This window comes from Mycolicibacterium gadium, from assembly GCF_010728925.1.
Classification (GTDB): Bacteria; Actinomycetota; Actinomycetes; order Mycobacteriales; family Mycobacteriaceae; genus Mycobacterium; species Mycobacterium gadium.
Window position 1 is genome coordinate 669,337 of record NZ_AP022608.1, and the last position, 16,406, is coordinate 685,742.

Genomic DNA, 16,406 nt, shown 5'->3' on the forward strand with positions numbered 1-16,406 from the left:
CGCATTAGGCGACCGTACAGGTCTGATCATGAACGCAGGCAGGCCAAGACAAATCGGGTCCTGGTGGGCGTTCGCCGACAAACCCACCGCTGTTCTCGCCGGAAGATCGCCCGCTCACCGACCAGATCCTGGATTCCGATTTGTGGCAGGTTTTCGATCCCGCTCGGTGGTAATCCAAGGGCGGAAGCACATATGACTACGTTGAGCGAACTGTGGGTTGGGCAAGGAACGGGCGTGAGCGATTCGTCGAAGGGTGAAGCGTCCGATCGAGGACGCGCACCCGGTCGAGACGACGCGGACGCCGTCACCAAGCGATTGGCCCGCGGCCGCGATCCGCTGTTCCTCGGTATCGCGGCGATCTGTGACACCGCCACGCGCTTGACCGGCGTGGACGGCGCCGCGCTCGCCGTGCTGACAACCGTCCGCGGCATCCGCGAATTGGTCCACGCCACCGATGCGGTGGCCCAGCAGCTCGACGAACTGCAGTTCGTTCTCGGGGAGGGCCCGTGCCTCGACGCGTATCAGCGAGTCGAACCGCAGATGTGTGCCCATATCGACGACGACGAATTTCAGCAACGGTGGCCGGCGTTCACGGCCGAGCTTGCGACGCTCGGAGTGCTGGCGGTGTTCGCCTATCCGGTACCTGGAGAGCCGCGACCGATGGGCGTGCTGGAGCTGTACCGTCACACGAGCGGTCCATTGGGCGAGCCCGAACATCAGTCCGCCCAGCTATGCGCGGCCGCGCTGCGAACTACGCTGGCGAAGAATTGGCGTGAACACTTGCAGCGCAGCACTTCTGAGGATGCCGCGCTGGATGCGATCGCGGAGCAGGCGGGGTCCGACACGACTGCGGATGCGTTCACCAGATTCCAGGTACACGTCGCGGCGGGCATGGTGGCGGTGCAGCTGGGGATTACCACCGGCGATGCGCTCGACCGGCTGCGGGCGTACGCGTATGCGCAGAACAGGTCCTTGCTCACATTGGCCGCCGATGTGGTCGCTCGGCGACTGTCATTTTCCGGCCTCAACGGCGATGAAGAGCTCGACTCATGAGGTCGACCGGTCAGACGGGGAGGAGGTCCTCCACGCATCGACACCTGATCCACACCCAAAACGACTACTGTGGGGACCGAAAGTCCACCTTCCACGGGGGCAGAAATCGTGCGCTGCGACGACGACACCGAAATCGTCCGGAAGGCGATGGCCGAACTGGCCGCCAACCTGTCGACGCCCACCGAGATCACCGCGGTCCTGGAGGCGGTTACGTCGCTGGCGGTCCAACTCATTCCCGCGGTGGACTTCGCCGACGTCCTTCTCGTCGACGAGCACGAACACCGAACGGTGGCTCCGACCGACCCACTGGCGGTTGACTTGGACTCGCTGCAGCTCGACCTGCAAGAAGGACCGTGCCTGGGCGCACTGGTAGAGGACGCCACAATCGTGGCTCCGGACCTCGCCAACGAAGTGCGGTGGCCCCGCTTTTCGGAGGCGGCGGCGAGCCGGGGTGTTGCGAGCATGATGGCGTTTCGGCTCTACACCTATCCCAAGGCGACACCGCGTGGTATCGGAGGCCGAGGCGCTCTGAATCTGTTCAGCCGCAGCCAATGTGAGTTCGACCTGGAGGACCAGGCGCTCGGCGGGATGCTGGCTACCCACGCCGCCACCGCGCTGGTGGCCGCCGACCGCCAACGACAATTCGAGTCCGCGCTGGCCAGCCGCGACGTCATTGGTCAAGCCAAAGGCGTTCTGATGGAACGGTTCAAGGTCGACGCGGTGCGCGCCTTCGCGATGATGACGAAGCTGTCGCAGGACTCGAACACTCCAATCCGGGTACTCGCGCAGCGGATCGTCGACTCCACCTGACGCCTCGGCCCCCGGGCCTCACGGTCGCTCCGTGGGGTCCTGTCGAGAATGAGGTGCCCGCTCCGTCCTAGGGATGAGCGGCCACCAACGGTCGCCTGACCAAGAAGGAGAACGACCATGAAGTACCTGCTGCTGAAGCACTACCGCGGAGCCCCGGCCTCGGTCAACGATGTGCCGATGGACCGGTGGACGCCAGCGGAGGTCGATGCGCACGTGCAGTACATGCGCGACTTCGCCGCGCGGCTGCAGGGGACCGGGGAGTTCGTCGACAGCCAGGCGCTGACCCCCGACGGCGCGTGGGTGCGCCATGACGGCGAAGGGCGCCCGCCGGTGACCGACGGTCCCTTCGCCGAGACCAAGGATCTCATCGCTGGCTGGATGATCATCGACGTCGAGTCGTGGGAGCGCGCGGTCGAACTGGCGGGGGAGTTGTCCGCCGCACCGGGCGCTGACGGCAAGCCGATCCACGAGTGGCTGGAGGTGCGGCCGTTCCTCACCGAGACATCCAAGTTCACCGAGTGAACGAGTCGCTGCTTCGCGAGCTCGTGCCCGCGGTGATCGGTGTCCTCGTCCGACGCGGAGCCGACTTCGCGTCGGCCGAGGACGCTGTGCAGGAGGCTCTGATTCGGGCGCTGGAAACCTGGCCCGACGATCCTCCTCGCGATCCGAAGGCATGGCTTGTCGCGGTGGCATGGCGCAAGTTCGTCGACGTCACCCGTGCCGAAACATCGAGGCGGGGAAGGGAAATCGCCGTCGAGGCCGAGCCGCCCGCCGGCGAGGTGCCCGCCACCGACGACACGCTGCGACTGTACTTTCTGTGCGCACACCCCACCCTGCCGGAGTCCGCAGCCGTCGCGTTGACGCTGCGCGCGGTCGGTGGCCTGACCACGCGGCAGATCGCGACGGCGTACCTCATCCCCGAAGCGACCATGGCGCAGCGGATCAGCCGGGCCAAGCGCAAGATCGCAGGGCTCGCGCTGGACCAGCCGGGCGACCTTCCGACGGTGCTGCGGGTGCTCTACCTCGTCTTCAACGAGGGCTACAGCGGAGACGTCGACCTCGCCGCCGAGGCGATCCGCCTCGCGCGTCAGCTCGCCGCGCTGACCGACGAGCCCGAGGTCGCCGGCCTGCTCGCGCTCATGCTGCTGCACCATGCGCGTCGAGCATCGCGCACCGGCCCGGGAGGCCGGCTGGTTCCGCTTGCCGAACAGGACCGATCATGTTGGGACACAACCCTTATCGCCGATGGGGTGACGATTCTGCAGGCTGCGCTGGCCCGCGACCGCCTCGGCGAGTACCAGGCACAGGCCGCGATCGCCGCCCTGCACGCGGACGCCAGGAGCGCTGCCGAGACGGATTGGGTGCAGATCGTCGAGTGGTACGACGAACTGCTGCAGCTCACCGACAGCCCGGTGGTACGGCTCAACCGCGCGGTCGCGGTTGGCGAGGCGGACGGAGCACAGGCCGGGCTAACGGCGCTGGCCGGCGTGAGTCCGGACATGCCGCGGTACGCCGCGGTGACGGCGCACCTGCGCGAACGCGCCGGCGACCTCGAGCAGGCCGCCGACTTGTATGCCGAGGCGGCCCGCACCGCGGCCAGCGTCCCGGAGCGCGACCATCTCACCCGGCAGGCCGCACGCGTGAGGCAACTGCTGCGAGCCTGAGCCCGACCGACCGTTCACGTTGGTATAAGCAGATGTCGCTAGAAATAAGGAGTCCACTGCCTCGTGTTCCGATTCGCACTCAGCGTGCTGCTCGCCGCGTCACTCGCCCTGACCGGTTGTCAGCAGTCCGAGCAGACCTCCGAGGAACCGGCTTATCCGAGCGGACCCATCACGATGACGGCGGGAGCCAACCCGGGCAGTGGATTCGACATCACGATCCGCGCGGTGGTCGAGGCGCTGCAGCGCGAACAGCTCGTCGATGTGCCGTTACCCGTAGAGAATCGGCCGGGAAACAGTGGCGCAGATTTCCTCGCCGAGATGGTAGAGCGATATCAGGGTAAAGACAACGAGGTTTCGGTCACGTCGCTGTCGATGATGATGAACGAACTGCTCGGCAAGTCGACGTACGGCTACGACGACGTCATGATGATCGCGCGGCTGATCACCGAGTACTACGTGGTCGTCACCCGTCCCGACTCCCCGTACAACAACCTTGGTGACGTTCTGTCGGCCATCAAGTCCGACGCTGAGCGCGTCGTGGTCGGCGCCGCCAATGACGATCAGGCACCTTTCGACCTGCTGGTCGCGTCGGCCGGCGGTGACGCCTCGACCATCAACTACGTACCGTTCGAGGGCGGTGGTGACCAGATCAGCGCACTGGAGAAGGGCGACATCAGCGTCGCGATCGGCGGTGTCAGCGAGTTCGTCGACCTGCTGAAGGCAGGAACCCTGCAGGCGCTGGGGGTGTTATCCGAGGAGCGCTTGCCCGAACTGGATGTGCCGACCGCCAGGGAGCAAGGGTTCGACGTCACCCTCTCCAATTGGCGCGGCCTTTACGGACCGCCGGAGATGCCGCAGGTCGCCGTCGAGTTCTGGCAGAACGCGCTGGGCAAAATGGTGGAATCGCCGACCTGGCAGCAGATCGCCAAGGACAGACACTTCACCACGACCTTCATGATCGGCGACGAGCTCCAGACCTTCTTGGCGGAGACCCAGGCCGACGTCAAACAAGCGCTGGCGCTGTGATCAGTTCTTCGGCGTCGGGCTCATCGAGCTGATGTAGTACGTCTCGTCGCCGGTGGCATATCCGCCGCCCGCGGTCGCGATATGCACGTGGTCGAAGTGGTTGGCGGTCTCGTTGCCGTAGTCCGCGGTCCAACTCGGTGCGCCGATGCCGGGGTAGAAGCCCTGCCGCCAGATCACGTGCAGGATTCCCCAGCGCTTCGCGTTCGCCAACGCCAGCCCGGCGATCTGGTTGCCGAGTTCGATGCCCTCTTCGCTGCTGTGGTTCGGGATCATGACGTCGATCGCCAGACCTTCGGGATGCCATCGCAACGGGTCCTGCCGATGCCCGCCGATGGTGGTGATCTCGGGGAACATCACGCTGATCGCGCGGGCGGCCCAAATGGTCCTGACCTGCAAACCGTTCTCGGGCGCGACGCCCTTGGGCAGCTCGAACGGAAGCTCTCGTGCAGCGGCGGGCGCGCTCGCGGCCAGCAGTTCGGCCTCCGCGGGCACCGGGACCCTCGGCGCAGCGGGCGGAGTGGATTCGGGTGACATCGGCGCCACCGCCACCGGCTTCTCGCTGTGCGGCGCATCGGCATTCTGGGCGTACAGCATGGCGCCGGAGACGACCAACGAAACCACGATCGCCAACCAGCGGCCACGGCCGTTAGCTAACAGGTTTCTCGCCACGGGAGAGCACTTTACTGTCGTCTCTGACACGGTAGTGCCGTCTTCGTGCTCTCGTAATGTTCTCTTAGGCCCCGACGACCCGACGGCCAGCAAGTTCTACGCCACCGACAATCCCAAAAAGTTCTCGATCGCGGTGTGTTGGCGCCGAGCGCGTAGTACTACTCATCCGCGGTTGTCCACGGCACGGCATCCTGTACGCATGACGCTCACCAAGCCCGGGTCCCGTGCCGGCAGGGTCGCTGCCGAGACGCCGGCCGACCGTGACCGCGCTGTCGACGTCGCCCGGCTCGCCGCCCTCGTGGTCGTCATGTTCGGCCACTGCGCACTGCTGCTCGCCACCATCGACAGCGGGCTGCGGATCGGCAACCTGCTCGGCGAACTGCCCGCGATCGCGCCCGTCACCTGGATCGTGCAGGTCATGCCGCTGTTCTTCCTGGCAGGCGGTGCGGCGGGCGCCTACGGCTGGCATTCGGGCTCGTCGTGGGGCACCTGGCTGGTCAAACGCGCGCAGCGGCTGTGCCGCCCCGTTTTCTGGTATCTCGCCGCATGGTCGATCGGGATTGTGGTGACCTACTACGTGCTCGGCGCCGATTCCGCGGCGAGCATCGGCCGCGAATGCGTGGCCCTGCTGTGGTTCCTCGGTGTCTACCTCGTGGTGCTGGCCTTCGTCCCCGCCCTGACCCGGATGTCGACCGGTCGCGCGGTCGCCGCGATCGTCGGCGTACTGATAGCCGTCTCCGCGGGATTCGACGCGATTCGATTCGCGGTCGGCGCACCGATGGCGGGCGTCGCGAACTTCGTCATCGTCTGGCTGATCCCGATGGTGATCGGGGTGGCCTACGCACGACACCTGATCCGCGCGCGCACAGCGCTCGTCGTCGCCGCATCCGCATTCTCCGCGCAACTCGTGATCGCGGCCGTCGGCCCCTACGAGGTCTCCCTGGTTGTCACTGGGACCGAACGGATCTCGAACGTGTCGCCGCCGACGCTGTTGCTCGCGCTGCACTGCACCTGGATGTCGTTCGCGTTCATCGCCCTCGCGGGCCCGATTCGGCGCTGGGCTCAGCGTCCGCGCGTCTGGTACATCGTCGCGACAGGCAACGCGGGAGCGATGACGCTGTATCTCTGGCACATCCCCGCGATCGCGGTGGCCACCTTCACGCTGCACGCCTTCGGTCTGGACGCCTATGATGTTGACGCCCCGTACTTTTGGGCCATGCTTGCGCTGCGTGCCGTGGTGTTCGCGGTCGTGATGCTCGCCATGTTCATGCTGCTCTCGCCGCTCGAACATCGCCGACTGCCGTGGTGGGACGCGCCCGTCGCCGCCACCGGCGCCCGGTCGACCGCCGCCGGTGTGCTGATCGTCCTCGCCGGAGTGTCGCTGGTATTGCTCGCCAAGAACGGTCTGGGCGACCTCTACGGGCTCGTCACCCTTGCGTGCTTCGTCACCGCGGGCGCTGCCGCGCGGATCTGCGCCGGAGCGAAGTCTTCCCAATCCGCAACGACCACAACCGTTTAACGTTCGGCGAGCTGCTCCGGGGGCTTGGGCCACGGCACCGGGCGCGGCCTGGCACGCACCACCTGCGGCCACCAGAACCATTTGCCCATCAGGGCCGCGATCGACGGGGTCATGAACGCGCGGATCACCAGAGTGTCGAACAGCAGGCCCATTCCGATCGTCGATCCGACTTGCGCCACCACTGTCAGCTCGCTCACCGTCATCGAGATCATCGTGAAGGCGAACACCAAACCGGCTGAGGTGACGACCGACCCGCTCCCACCCATCGCGCGGATGATCGCCGTGTTCACGCCCGCGTGCAGTTCCTCCTTCAGACGCGCGACGAGCAGCAGGTTGTAGTCGGCGCCCACCGCCAACAGGATGATCACCGCCATCGCCATGACCATGAACTGCAGTTCGATGCCGAGCACGTGCTGCCAGATCAGCACCGACAGGCCGAACGATGCGCCCAGCGACAGCACCACGGTGCCGACGATGACCGCCGCCGCGACGACGGCGCGAGTGATGATCAGCATGATGGTGAAGATCAGTGCAAGTGCGAGGATCGCCGCGATCATCAGGTCGTAATTGTTGCCGTCCTGCATGTCTTTGAACGACGCCGCGGTTCCGCCGAGGTAGATCGTGGAACCCTCGAGGGGCGTGCCCTTGATCGCTTCCTTGGCCGCGTGCTTGATGGCCTCGATGCGCTCGATGCCGTCAGCACTGAGCGGATCTTCCTCGTGCTGGATGATCATCCGAACCGCTTTACCGTTCGGTGAGATGAAGCTGTCCATGCCGCGCTTGAACTCTTCGTTGTCGAAGATCTCCGGCGGCAGATAGAACGTGTCGTCGTTCCACGAGTCGTTGAACGCGTCGCCCATGGCCGACTGGTTCTCCGACAGCGCAGCCTGTTGATCCTGCATGCCTCCCTGCGTGGCGTGCATCGTCAGCATCATGTTCTTCATCGTCTTCATCGTCTCGATCTGCTGCGGCATCAACGCCAGTAGTTGCGGCATCAGCGAATCGAGCCGCTCGAGATCGGGGAGCAGGTCCTGGACGGCCTCGGTCGTGGTGTCAACGCCGTCGATCGTGTCGAACACCGACCGCATCGACCAACAGAGGTTGATGTTGTAGCAGTGCGGTTCCCAGTAGAAGTAGTTGCGGATGGGACGGAAGAAGTCGTCGAAATTCGCGATGTAGTCCCGCAATTCGGCGATGTCGACGGTCATGGTGCGCGTCTTCTCCACCATGCTGTGCGTCGTCGCACTCATCTCGCCCATCAGGTTCGACATGCGGGTCATCGTGTCGATGGTGACCTGCATTTCGTCGGCCTGCTTCAGCATGTCGTCCATGCGGTCCTGCAGGTACTTGCGGTTCAGGTCCTGGCCGACGCCACCCAGACTCATCTGCGCCGGAATCGTGCTGAACTTCACGGGTTTACCGTCGGGGCGGGTGATCGCCTGAACGCGGCCGATTCCGGGCACCCGGAAGATGGCCTTGGCGATTTTGTCGATCACCAGGAAGTCCGCGGAGTTGCGCAGGTCGTGGTCGGTTTCGATGAGCAGCAGCTCGGGATTCATGGTCGCCGGCGAGAAATGGCGTTCGGCCGCCGCGAAGCCCAGGTTCGCGGGCAGGTCGGGCGGGAGGTATTTGCGGTCGTTGTAGTTGGGTTGGTACCCGGGCAACGTCAAGAGTCCGACGAGGGACAGCGCGATCGTCGCGAGCAGAACCGGACCCGGCCACCGGACGATGGCGGCACCGATCTTGCGCCAGCCCCGAATGCGCATGGCGCGCTTGGGTTCCAGCAGGCCGAACCTGCTCGCCACGGTGATGATCGCCGGCCCCAACGTCAGGGCGACGAGCACGCCGGTGGCCATGCCCACGGCCAGCGGAACGCCCAGCGTCTGGAAGTACGGCAACCGTGTGAAGGACAGGCAGAAGGTCGCCCCCGCGATGGTCATACCCGAGCCGAGCACGACGTGCGCGGTGCCGTGGAACATCGTGTAGAAGGCCGACTCTCGGTCCTCACCGAGAGTGCGCGCCTCCTGATAACGGCCTATGAGGAAGATCGCGTAGTCCGTCGCCGCGGCTATCGCGAGTGTGACAAGCAGGTTCGTGGCGAACGTCGATAACCCGATCAGTTCGTGATAGCCGAGGAACGCCACCACCCCTCGCGTCGCAGACAGCGTGAGGACCACCATCACGAGTACGAGCAGAACGGTTCGTATCGATCGATAAACAAGCAAGAGCATCGTGATGATCACCGCGAAGGTGACCAGTTCGATCACCCGGACGCTTCGGTCGCTCGCGATCTGTTGATCGGCGACCAGCGCCGAGCCGCCAGTCACGTAGACCTTCACGCCCGGCGGCGGTTCCAGCCCGTCGACGAGCTCGATGACCTGCTCCACCGACTCGTTGGACAGCGCCTCGCCCATGTTGCCGGCGAGGTACACCTGCACGTATGCGGCCTTGCCGTCGGCGCTCTGCGCGCCGGCCGCCGTCAGCGGATCGCCCCAGAAGTCCTGAACGTGCTCGACGTGTTTGGTGTCGGCCTCGAGTTTGTCGACCAGTTCGTCGTAGTACTTGTGCGCATCCGCGCCCAGCGGCTTGTCCCCTTCGAGGAGGATCATCACCGCGCTATCGGATTTGTACTCCTCGAAGACCTCGCCGACCTTCTTCATCGCGATCACCGACGGCGCTTCGGCCGGGCTCATCGACACCGACCGCATCTGGCCGACCACTTCCAATTGCGGCACGGTGACGTTGAGCAGGGCGACTATGAGGACCCACCCGATGATGATCGGCACGGAGAACATGCGGATCCACTTGGCAAGGCCTTTGCGGCGCTTCTGCGCGTGCGGGGCCAGCGGATCTTGGGTCGGAGCGCTCATCGGAGTGTCGTCGCGCGCGAAGGGGCGCTTCCGCTGCTAATGAGCCCAGCCTGAACACAGTTGGGCACCTCGCGGAGCTCCTCCCTGGATTGTTAAGCTTGCCTTAGTTCCTACCAGATCGGGCCCGCCAGCGGCCACTCACAGCAGCCCCACAGCGAACGAAGCCGCCTGATCGACCATTCCCGACCGGACGTAGGCGCCGTGCGCACCCCAATCCCGTCCGCCTTCGAAACAAATCGGGTCGTTCGGCACGCACATCTCCACGGTCTTCCCGGCGTAGAGCGGCGCGACGCGGGGTAGCGGACCGGGTGACAGCGAATCGGCGAAGCTGCTCCTCGGACCGCCGAAGATCGCGGCCGCGGCGACGTTGTCGGCGACGGCAGGTGGCATCGCGGCGGTGGCCAGGTCGACTACTGCGGCCCCCTGGGAGTAGCCGCCGAGCACCATCCGGGTATTCGGGCACGTCGTGGCCATCGACTGCACGTGAGCGCTCACGTCGTCGCGGCCCGCGGGCGTGCTGCGGCCGAAGTCCCGGCTCGCGGGGTAGTTGACCGCATACACACCCACAGAGCGCTCGCCGAGGCGTGAACGCAGCGAGTCGACGAACGCCTGCCCGATACCGCCGACGCCGGGCGGTTCGGTGGTACCACGAGCGAACACGATTTCGACGTCGGGACAAGGAGCCGCGGCCGCGGTTGGCGCGGTCGCCAGAGTGAGTGGCAGGGCGGTGGCGGTGAGGCCCAGGAGCCCGAGAATGCGCAGAATCGTCGTCATACTCTTACGTCGTTCCGGGACGCCGAGATGTCACAATCGGTCCTTGCGAATCACCCGAAAAACTGACGCATGCGTTAACAAGATCACTGTGCAGCAAACTTCGATTTGTTCCGTTAGTGATCTTGCGTGACAGCCGGGACTGCCGCGTTGCATGGTTTGAAATAGCTAACGCGGGGCCCACGGGGCGCCTGATTTTGGCGCTGAGGTGCTGATCGGGCCCCCGACCTGGCAATACACCGCGCGAGACGACGCCATATGCCTTAGCGTGTGAGTTGTCGCAGCTCGTGTCGACTGCGTCGCACAGGTACAAGCAAATACTACCCGGTTAGCTTCGCGCGGGGGCGCAGCGACGGGTGGTGGCCAGGTTGGACCGGCCAGATGTGTTCGCCGACGAAGGTGGTGGGGAAGCGGTGGAAACGGTACTGGGGCTTTCCGTGACGTCGAGCAGCGTCGGATGGGTTCTGCTCGACGGGCTCGGCGTAGACGCGAACACCCTCGATCACGACGTGTTCGATGTCGCCACCGGTTCAGGAGAGTCCGTAGACATCTCGAGCCACGTCACCGCGGTCCGCGGCGTGTTGGCTATCGCAGCCGCGAGCGGCCACGAGCTGACATCCATGGGGCTGACCTGGACCCCCGACGCCGCCGCGACGGCGAGCCAGCTGCTGACGGCGCTGCCCGACCTGGGGTTCGAAAACATCGCGTCGGTCCGCCTCTCTGAAGCCGCAAGGACGTGGGCGTGCGCTTACGCCGGAGCTCTGGGGTTCGAGAAGGCGGCAGTCTGCGTCGTCGAGCCGTCGGCCGCGACTCTGTTGTCCTTCGGATATGGCGCCGTTCGTACCTTCGCGACCCACACACGGGAAAACGAGGACGGCCTGAGTCGGTGGCTGCAGGAGGCTTTCGAAACCAATCATCTGGACCCCGAGCATCTGTTCCTCGTCGGCTCTCGCGGGGACCTCGAGCTGATGTCGGGACGGCTCAGTGACGCATTGCCCATGTCGGTCGTGACGACCAACGAAGCACAGTTGGTGCTCGCGCGTGGGGCCGCGCTCGCGGTGCGGTCAACTGACACGACGGCCGCAATACCGTTGGTGCATAAGCACATCGATGCCCCAAGACTCGGCCAGAAGCTGTCCTGGTTCAGTTCTCCTGCCCGCGCTGCCGTCGTACTCGTCGCAGGCGTGCTGTTCGTACCGGTGCCTGTGCTCATCAACCAGCCAGGTGCCACGTCGCCGGAGAACCAGCCGGGGGCCAATTCGTCGACGACGTTGGAGACTGTCCAAGCTGTCACGGTGCCCGTCGAGCCGCAGCCGGCCAAAAGCGTCATGAAGCGGATGGCACAGTCCGCGCCGCTCCCTGCCGGTGCGCCATGGCCTGTCGCGGAGGTGCCGGCACCCGAAGCGCCCGTCACCGCCGAGCCGCTGGCCGTTCCGGACGCATCGGAGGCGCCGATGACGGAAGCGCCGGAAGCGCCCGTTACCGACATTCCCGAGGCGCCGGTCGCGGGGGAGCCGGCCGAGGTCGCGCACCTGCCGGTGCCCGCTGAGGTCCCACACCTGCCGGAGCAGACCCAGCATCTGCCGGACCAGGACAGCCTGCATCTACCTGGGGTAGCCCCGGTACTGGCAGCTCCGGTACTCGCAGCAGAGGCGCCGGTCACCCAGACGGCGACGCCGTCGCCGCCACCCACGCAGGCACCGGCCAGCCCGTTTTTCGCCGCGCTGCCTTGATCGGCTTTCGCAACGCGCGGTCTGTGTCCTAAGGGGTTGATCGCGCGGTTGCGATCAACCCCTTAGCGCACTGCCCGCGCAGGCCGCGCTGCCTTAGGTGGTAGTCCAGGTCCAGACGGAGGGATCGTTCGGCGGGTAGTTCATGCAGACGTCGGTGGCGTGTGCGACGACGCCCTTGTTGTTGAAGAACAACTTCGCCCAGTTGCCCCAGCGCGTAGCCATCTGCTCGTAGTACACGTTCGTGGCCGTGTTCTCCGAATACTGCCTGCGACCAGCGTAATCGAGGGAGAAGAACCAGTAGATCCGGTTACGGGCCCCCGTCTGAACATCCGCGGGCCGGTTCCTGTAGTCGATCATGTAACGCTCGTAGTACACCGGGTCGGTGTCACGGGTGGCCGCCATGTATTGATCGACGGTGCAGGTCGTTTTCATGATCCGGCTCGGGATCGGATACTCGTCGGTCGCGTCCGCCGAGGCAACTCCCGGAAAGATCATGGCGGCGCAGCTCAGCGCGGTAGCCGCAATGCTCGCTTTGCGTAACACTTCGTTCTCCTCGCTATTGCCCGGCTTGGAGCAGAGGCAGCTTGTCGGGGCAGTACAGGCGCAAACCAGCTCCGAGGAACTGCCACGCTTGCTCGGTGGTGGTGTCCTTCACCAATTGATCGTGGACGAACTTGGCCGACTCGGCCGCGGTGGTGTCTACGCCTTTGTTCAACCGCTTGCACGTGATCTTGGCGATCCAGGCGTTGTAGTCCTTCTGCCCGTAGATGCCGTAGATGTGCAGCTCGTTGGTGAAATCGGTGTCCACGTCGGCGTGCGCGGGCGACGCGAGCACCAATGCTGCTGCGACGGCACCGATTCCGGCTAACAAACGCTTCACTGCTGTCCTCCCTCCGGGCCTACCTGTGCCATCTGCTGTGGCGGTTTGGGCCACGGCGACGGTACCGGTCGTGCTCGCACTCGTTGTGGCCACCAGAACCACTTGCCCATCAATGCCGCGATGGACGGTGTCATGAACGACCGGATCACCAGGGTATCGAACAACAGGCCCAGTCCGATGGTGGTTCCGACTTGTCCGATGACTGTGAGTTCGCTGACCGCCATTGACATCATGGTGAAAGCAAACACCAGGCCAGCCGACGTGACGACCGATCCACTGCCGCCCATCGCCCGGATGATGCCGGTGTTGATGCCGGCATGAAGCTCTTCCTTGAGCCTGGATACCAGCAGCAGGTTGTAGTCGGCGCCGACCGCCAACAGGATGATCACCGACATCGCCAGCACCATCCAGTGCAGCTCGATGCCGATCAAGTGCTGCCAGATCAGCACCGAGAGCCCGAACGAGGCGCCCAGCGAGATCACCACCGTGCCGACGATGACGGCGGCGGCGACCACGCTTCGGGTGATGATCAACATGATCACGAAGATGAGGCCGAGCGACGCGATGGCCGCGATCATCAAGTCGAAAAGGCTGCCGTCGGACATGTCCTTGAACACCGCCGCAGTGCCGGCCAGGTAGACCGTCGACCCCTCCAACGGAGTGCCCTTGATCGCTTCCTTGGCCGCCTGTTTGATCGCATCGATCCGCTCGATGCCCTCCGGCGTCATCGGGTCGCCGTCGTGGGCGACGATGAACCGCACCGACTTGCCGTCGGGGGAGATGAAGTTCTCCATGCCCTTCTTGAATTCGGCGTTGTCGAAGACCTCCGGCGGAAGATAGAACGAGTCGTCGTTCATCGAAGCGTCGAACGCCTCGCCCATCGCCGACGAGTTGTCCTGCATCGCCGCCATCTGATCCTGCATGCCCTTCTGGGTGGCATACATCGTCAGCATCATGCTGCGCATGGTCTTCATCGTGTCGATCATCGGCGGCATCAACGTGACCATCTGCGGCATCAACTGATCCAGGCGCTCCATATCGGGGATCAGCTCTTGGATGTCTTTGGTCATCGTGTCGATGCCGTCAAGGGTGTCGAAGATCGACCGCAGCGCCCAACATATCGGGATGTTGAAGCACTTCGGCTCCCAGTAGAAGTAGTTGCGAAGCGGCCGGAAGAAGTCGTCAAAGTTCGCGATGTTGTCCCGCAGTTCCGCCACATCGACTGTCATGCTCTTCATCTTCGTCACCATGGAGTGTGTCGTTGCCGCCATCTCCTTGGTGAGGGCGGACATCCTCTCCATCGTCGCGATCGTCTTATTCATTTCATCGGCCTGGACGAGCATGTCCGCCATGCGGTCCTGAAGGTACTTCTGGTTCATCTGCTGGGTGGTGCCCTGCATGCTGATCTGGAACGGGATCGACGTGTGTTCGATCGGCTTACCGTCGGGCCGGGTGATCGCCTGAACCCGCGAAATGCCAGGTACCCGGAACACCGCCTTGGCGATCTTGTCGATCACGAGGAAGTCGGCGGAATTGCGCAGATCGTGGTCGCTCTCGATCATCAGCAGCTCGGGGTTCATCCGGGCCTGCGAGAAGTGCCGGTCGGCCGCCGCGTAGCCCTCGTTCGCGGGCAGGTCCGCAGGCAGGTAATTGCGGTCGTTGTAGTTGGTGCGGTACCCGGGCAGGGTCAACAGCCCGATCAGCGACAGGGCGATCGTCGCCACGAGGATCGGGCCGGGCCACCGCACGACGGCAGCGCCGATCTTGCGCCATCCGCGCACCCTCAGCGCGCGCTTGGGATCGAGCGTCGTGCCGAACCGGCCCGCCACGGTGATGATCGCGGCGCTGAGTGTCAGTGCGGCCAGGACCCCAACCGTCATACCGATCGCCAATGGCACACCCAGCGACTGGAAGTACGGCAGCCTGGTGAAGCTCAGACAGAAGGTGGCACCGGCGATGGTCATGCCGGAGCCCAGCACCACGTGGGCTGTGCCGTGGTACATCGTGTAAAAGGCCTGCTCTTTGTCCTCGCCGGCCGCGCGGGCCTCCTGATATCGGCCTATCAGGAAGATCGCGTAGTCGGTACCGGCGGCTATCGCCAGCGTCACCAGCAGGTTGGTCGCGAAGGTCGAGAGCCCGATGATCTCGTGGTAGCCGAGGAAGGCCACCACACCGCGAGCGGCCGACAGCTGCAGCACCACCATGACCAGCGTCAAGAGCACGGTGACGATCGATCGGTAGACCAGCAACAGCATCACGATGATGACCGTGAACGTGACGGCCTCGATCATGCGCATGCTGCGGTCGCCGGCGATGTGCTGGTCGGCGGCCAGCGCGGCCGGGCCGGTGACGAACGCCTTGACGCCCGGTGGTGGCTGCATGCCGTCGACGATGTCCTGCACGGCCTCGACCGACTCGTTGGCCAGCGCCTCGCCCTGGTTACCCGCGAGGTAGACCTGGACGTAGGCGGCCATGCCGTCGTTGCTCTGTGCGCCGGCGGCGGTCAGCGGATCGCTCCAGAAGTCCTGAACGCTCTGCACATGCTTCTTGTCGGCTTCGAGCCTCTTGATCATCTCGCCGTAGAAGGCGCGCGTGTCCTCACCGAGGGGTTTGTCGCCCTCCAGCACGATCATCGCCGAGCTGTCGGAGTTGAACTCCTCGAACACCGCCCCGACGCGCTTCATCGCGATCATCGACGGCGCGGAATCCGGGCTCATCGAGATCGCTCGCATCTGGCCGACCGTTTCCAGCTGCGGCACGACCACATTCAGCACGGCGATGACGGCGATCCAGCCCAGGATGATCGGGATGGCGAGGGCGCGGATCATCCGCGGGATGAACGGCCTCGCAGCGTGATTGGAACGTCGGAACGCGTCGGTCGGGGTTTCGTTCGTGGGCGCGCTCATGCGGACTTAACAAAGCAGAAGGTTTGTGCGTTCAAGCCGTTCGACGTTCTTTCGTCTTTGATCTCGTCATCGACGGTGATACGGCACGTGATCGAGGACCCGTCGCCCTGGGCGACGATGTTCGGGGCTGCCGACGGGGCGGTGGTCTGCAGCGTCAGTGACCACGGCAGCCCGGCGCCGTCGATGCGCTGAGGTTTGGCGTCCAGATCCAAGTAGTTGATGTCCGCGTATGAGCCGGTACCGAAGATCTCGTACTTCACGACCTTGGGGTCGAAGGGCTCAGGATCGTCGGCGAAGACCTTCGGGGTGACGATGATGCCGTCAGCGCCGAAGAAGGTGCGGATGCGGTGGACGGTGAACCCTGCGACGGCCACGACGATCACGATGACAATCGGGATCCAGATTTTCTTGGCGAGGCCGATCATGCCGATCGCCCCCGACCCGTGCCACCCATATATGCGCCCTCTAGTTTCGTATCCGTCGCTGTGAATCAGATGTGCGTAAC

14 protein-coding genes are annotated in these 16,406 nt (G+C 64.8%); 7 read left to right on the forward strand and 7 right to left on the reverse strand.

Annotation, left to right across the window (positions count from 1 at the left end; all coding sequences use genetic code 11):
- Positions 1-234: 234 nt before the first annotated feature.
- From G6N36_RS03195 to G6N36_RS03215, 5 genes are all read left to right on the forward strand, one after another.
- Complete coding sequence (locus G6N36_RS03195; protein ID WP_163684886.1) at positions 235-1,053, forward strand: GAF domain-containing protein; 819 nt, start codon at positions 235-237, stop codon at positions 1,051-1,053.
- A 108-nt stretch (positions 1,054-1,161) separates the two neighbouring features.
- On the forward strand, positions 1,162-1,863 hold the full coding sequence (locus G6N36_RS03200; protein WP_235689957.1) for a GAF and ANTAR domain-containing protein: 702 nt from the start codon (positions 1,162-1,164) through the stop codon (positions 1,861-1,863).
- 117 nt (positions 1,864-1,980) lie between these two features.
- Complete coding sequence (locus tag G6N36_RS03205) at positions 1,981-2,385, forward strand: YciI family protein (RefSeq protein WP_163684888.1); 405 nt, start codon at positions 1,981-1,983, stop codon at positions 2,383-2,385.
- Positions 2,382-3,527, forward strand: coding sequence for an RNA polymerase sigma factor (locus G6N36_RS03210; protein WP_163684890.1), 1,146 nt, complete (start codon positions 2,382-2,384; stop codon positions 3,525-3,527). The genes G6N36_RS03205 and G6N36_RS03210 overlap by 4 nt, the downstream gene beginning before the upstream one ends.
- A 63-nt stretch (positions 3,528-3,590) precedes the next feature.
- Entirely contained in the window at positions 3,591-4,553 is a 963-nt protein-coding gene (locus G6N36_RS03215) for a Bug family tripartite tricarboxylate transporter substrate binding protein (protein WP_163684892.1), read from the forward strand.
- On the opposite strand, the gene G6N36_RS03220 is transcribed toward G6N36_RS03215, so the two are convergent.
- Positions 4,554-5,222: a VldE C-terminal domain-containing protein gene (locus G6N36_RS03220; protein ID WP_179964706.1), complete on the reverse strand. Its 669-nt coding sequence runs from the start codon at positions 5,220-5,222 to the stop codon at positions 4,554-4,556.
- A gap of 199 nt (positions 5,223-5,421) precedes the next feature.
- Here G6N36_RS03220 and G6N36_RS03225 point away from each other — a divergent pair, with 199 nt between their 5' ends.
- Positions 5,422-6,741, forward strand: a complete 1,320-nt coding sequence (locus G6N36_RS03225; protein WP_163684893.1) for an acyltransferase family protein — start codon at positions 5,422-5,424, stop codon at positions 6,739-6,741.
- On the opposite strand, the gene G6N36_RS03230 is transcribed toward G6N36_RS03225, so the two are convergent.
- On the reverse strand, positions 6,738-9,611 hold the full coding sequence (locus tag G6N36_RS03230) for an MMPL/RND family transporter (RefSeq protein ID WP_163684896.1): 2,874 nt from the start codon (positions 9,609-9,611) through the stop codon (positions 6,738-6,740). The genes G6N36_RS03225 and G6N36_RS03230 overlap by 4 nt on opposite strands.
- Positions 9,612-9,749: 138 nt before the next feature.
- Positions 9,750-10,385 carry a cutinase family protein gene (locus G6N36_RS03235; protein WP_163684898.1) on the reverse strand — a complete coding sequence of 212 codons (636 nt, stop codon included), beginning with the start codon at positions 10,383-10,385 and terminating at the stop codon, positions 9,750-9,752.
- 365 nt (positions 10,386-10,750) lie between these two features.
- Here G6N36_RS03235 and G6N36_RS03240 point away from each other — a divergent pair, with 365 nt between their 5' ends.
- Positions 10,751-12,115, forward strand: a complete 1,365-nt coding sequence (locus G6N36_RS03240) for a DUF7159 family protein (RefSeq protein WP_220096925.1) — start codon at positions 10,751-10,753, stop codon at positions 12,113-12,115.
- 93 nt (positions 12,116-12,208) lie between these two features.
- On the opposite strand, the gene G6N36_RS03245 is transcribed toward G6N36_RS03240, so the two are convergent.
- The 4 genes from G6N36_RS03245 to G6N36_RS03260 all read right to left on the reverse strand — a co-directional run bounded on the left by G6N36_RS03245 (position 12,209) and on the right by G6N36_RS03260 (position 16,326).
- Positions 12,209-12,610, reverse strand: a complete 402-nt coding sequence (locus G6N36_RS03245; RefSeq protein WP_234809779.1) for a DUF5078 domain-containing protein — start codon at positions 12,608-12,610, stop codon at positions 12,209-12,211.
- A 61-nt stretch (positions 12,611-12,671) separates the two neighbouring features.
- On the reverse strand, positions 12,672-12,995 hold the full coding sequence (locus tag G6N36_RS03250; protein ID WP_163684904.1) for a DUF732 domain-containing protein: 324 nt from the start codon (positions 12,993-12,995) through the stop codon (positions 12,672-12,674).
- Positions 12,992-15,901 (reverse strand): MMPL/RND family transporter, encoded by a 2,910-nt coding sequence (locus tag G6N36_RS03255; protein WP_163684906.1) that lies wholly within the window; start codon positions 15,899-15,901, stop codon positions 12,992-12,994. The genes G6N36_RS03250 and G6N36_RS03255 overlap by 4 nt, the downstream gene beginning before the upstream one ends.
- Positions 15,898-16,326 (reverse strand): MmpS family transport accessory protein, encoded by a 429-nt coding sequence (locus G6N36_RS03260; protein WP_083127173.1) that lies wholly within the window; start codon positions 16,324-16,326, stop codon positions 15,898-15,900. The genes G6N36_RS03255 and G6N36_RS03260 overlap by 4 nt, the downstream gene beginning before the upstream one ends.
- Positions 16,327-16,406: the final 80 nt, after the last annotated feature.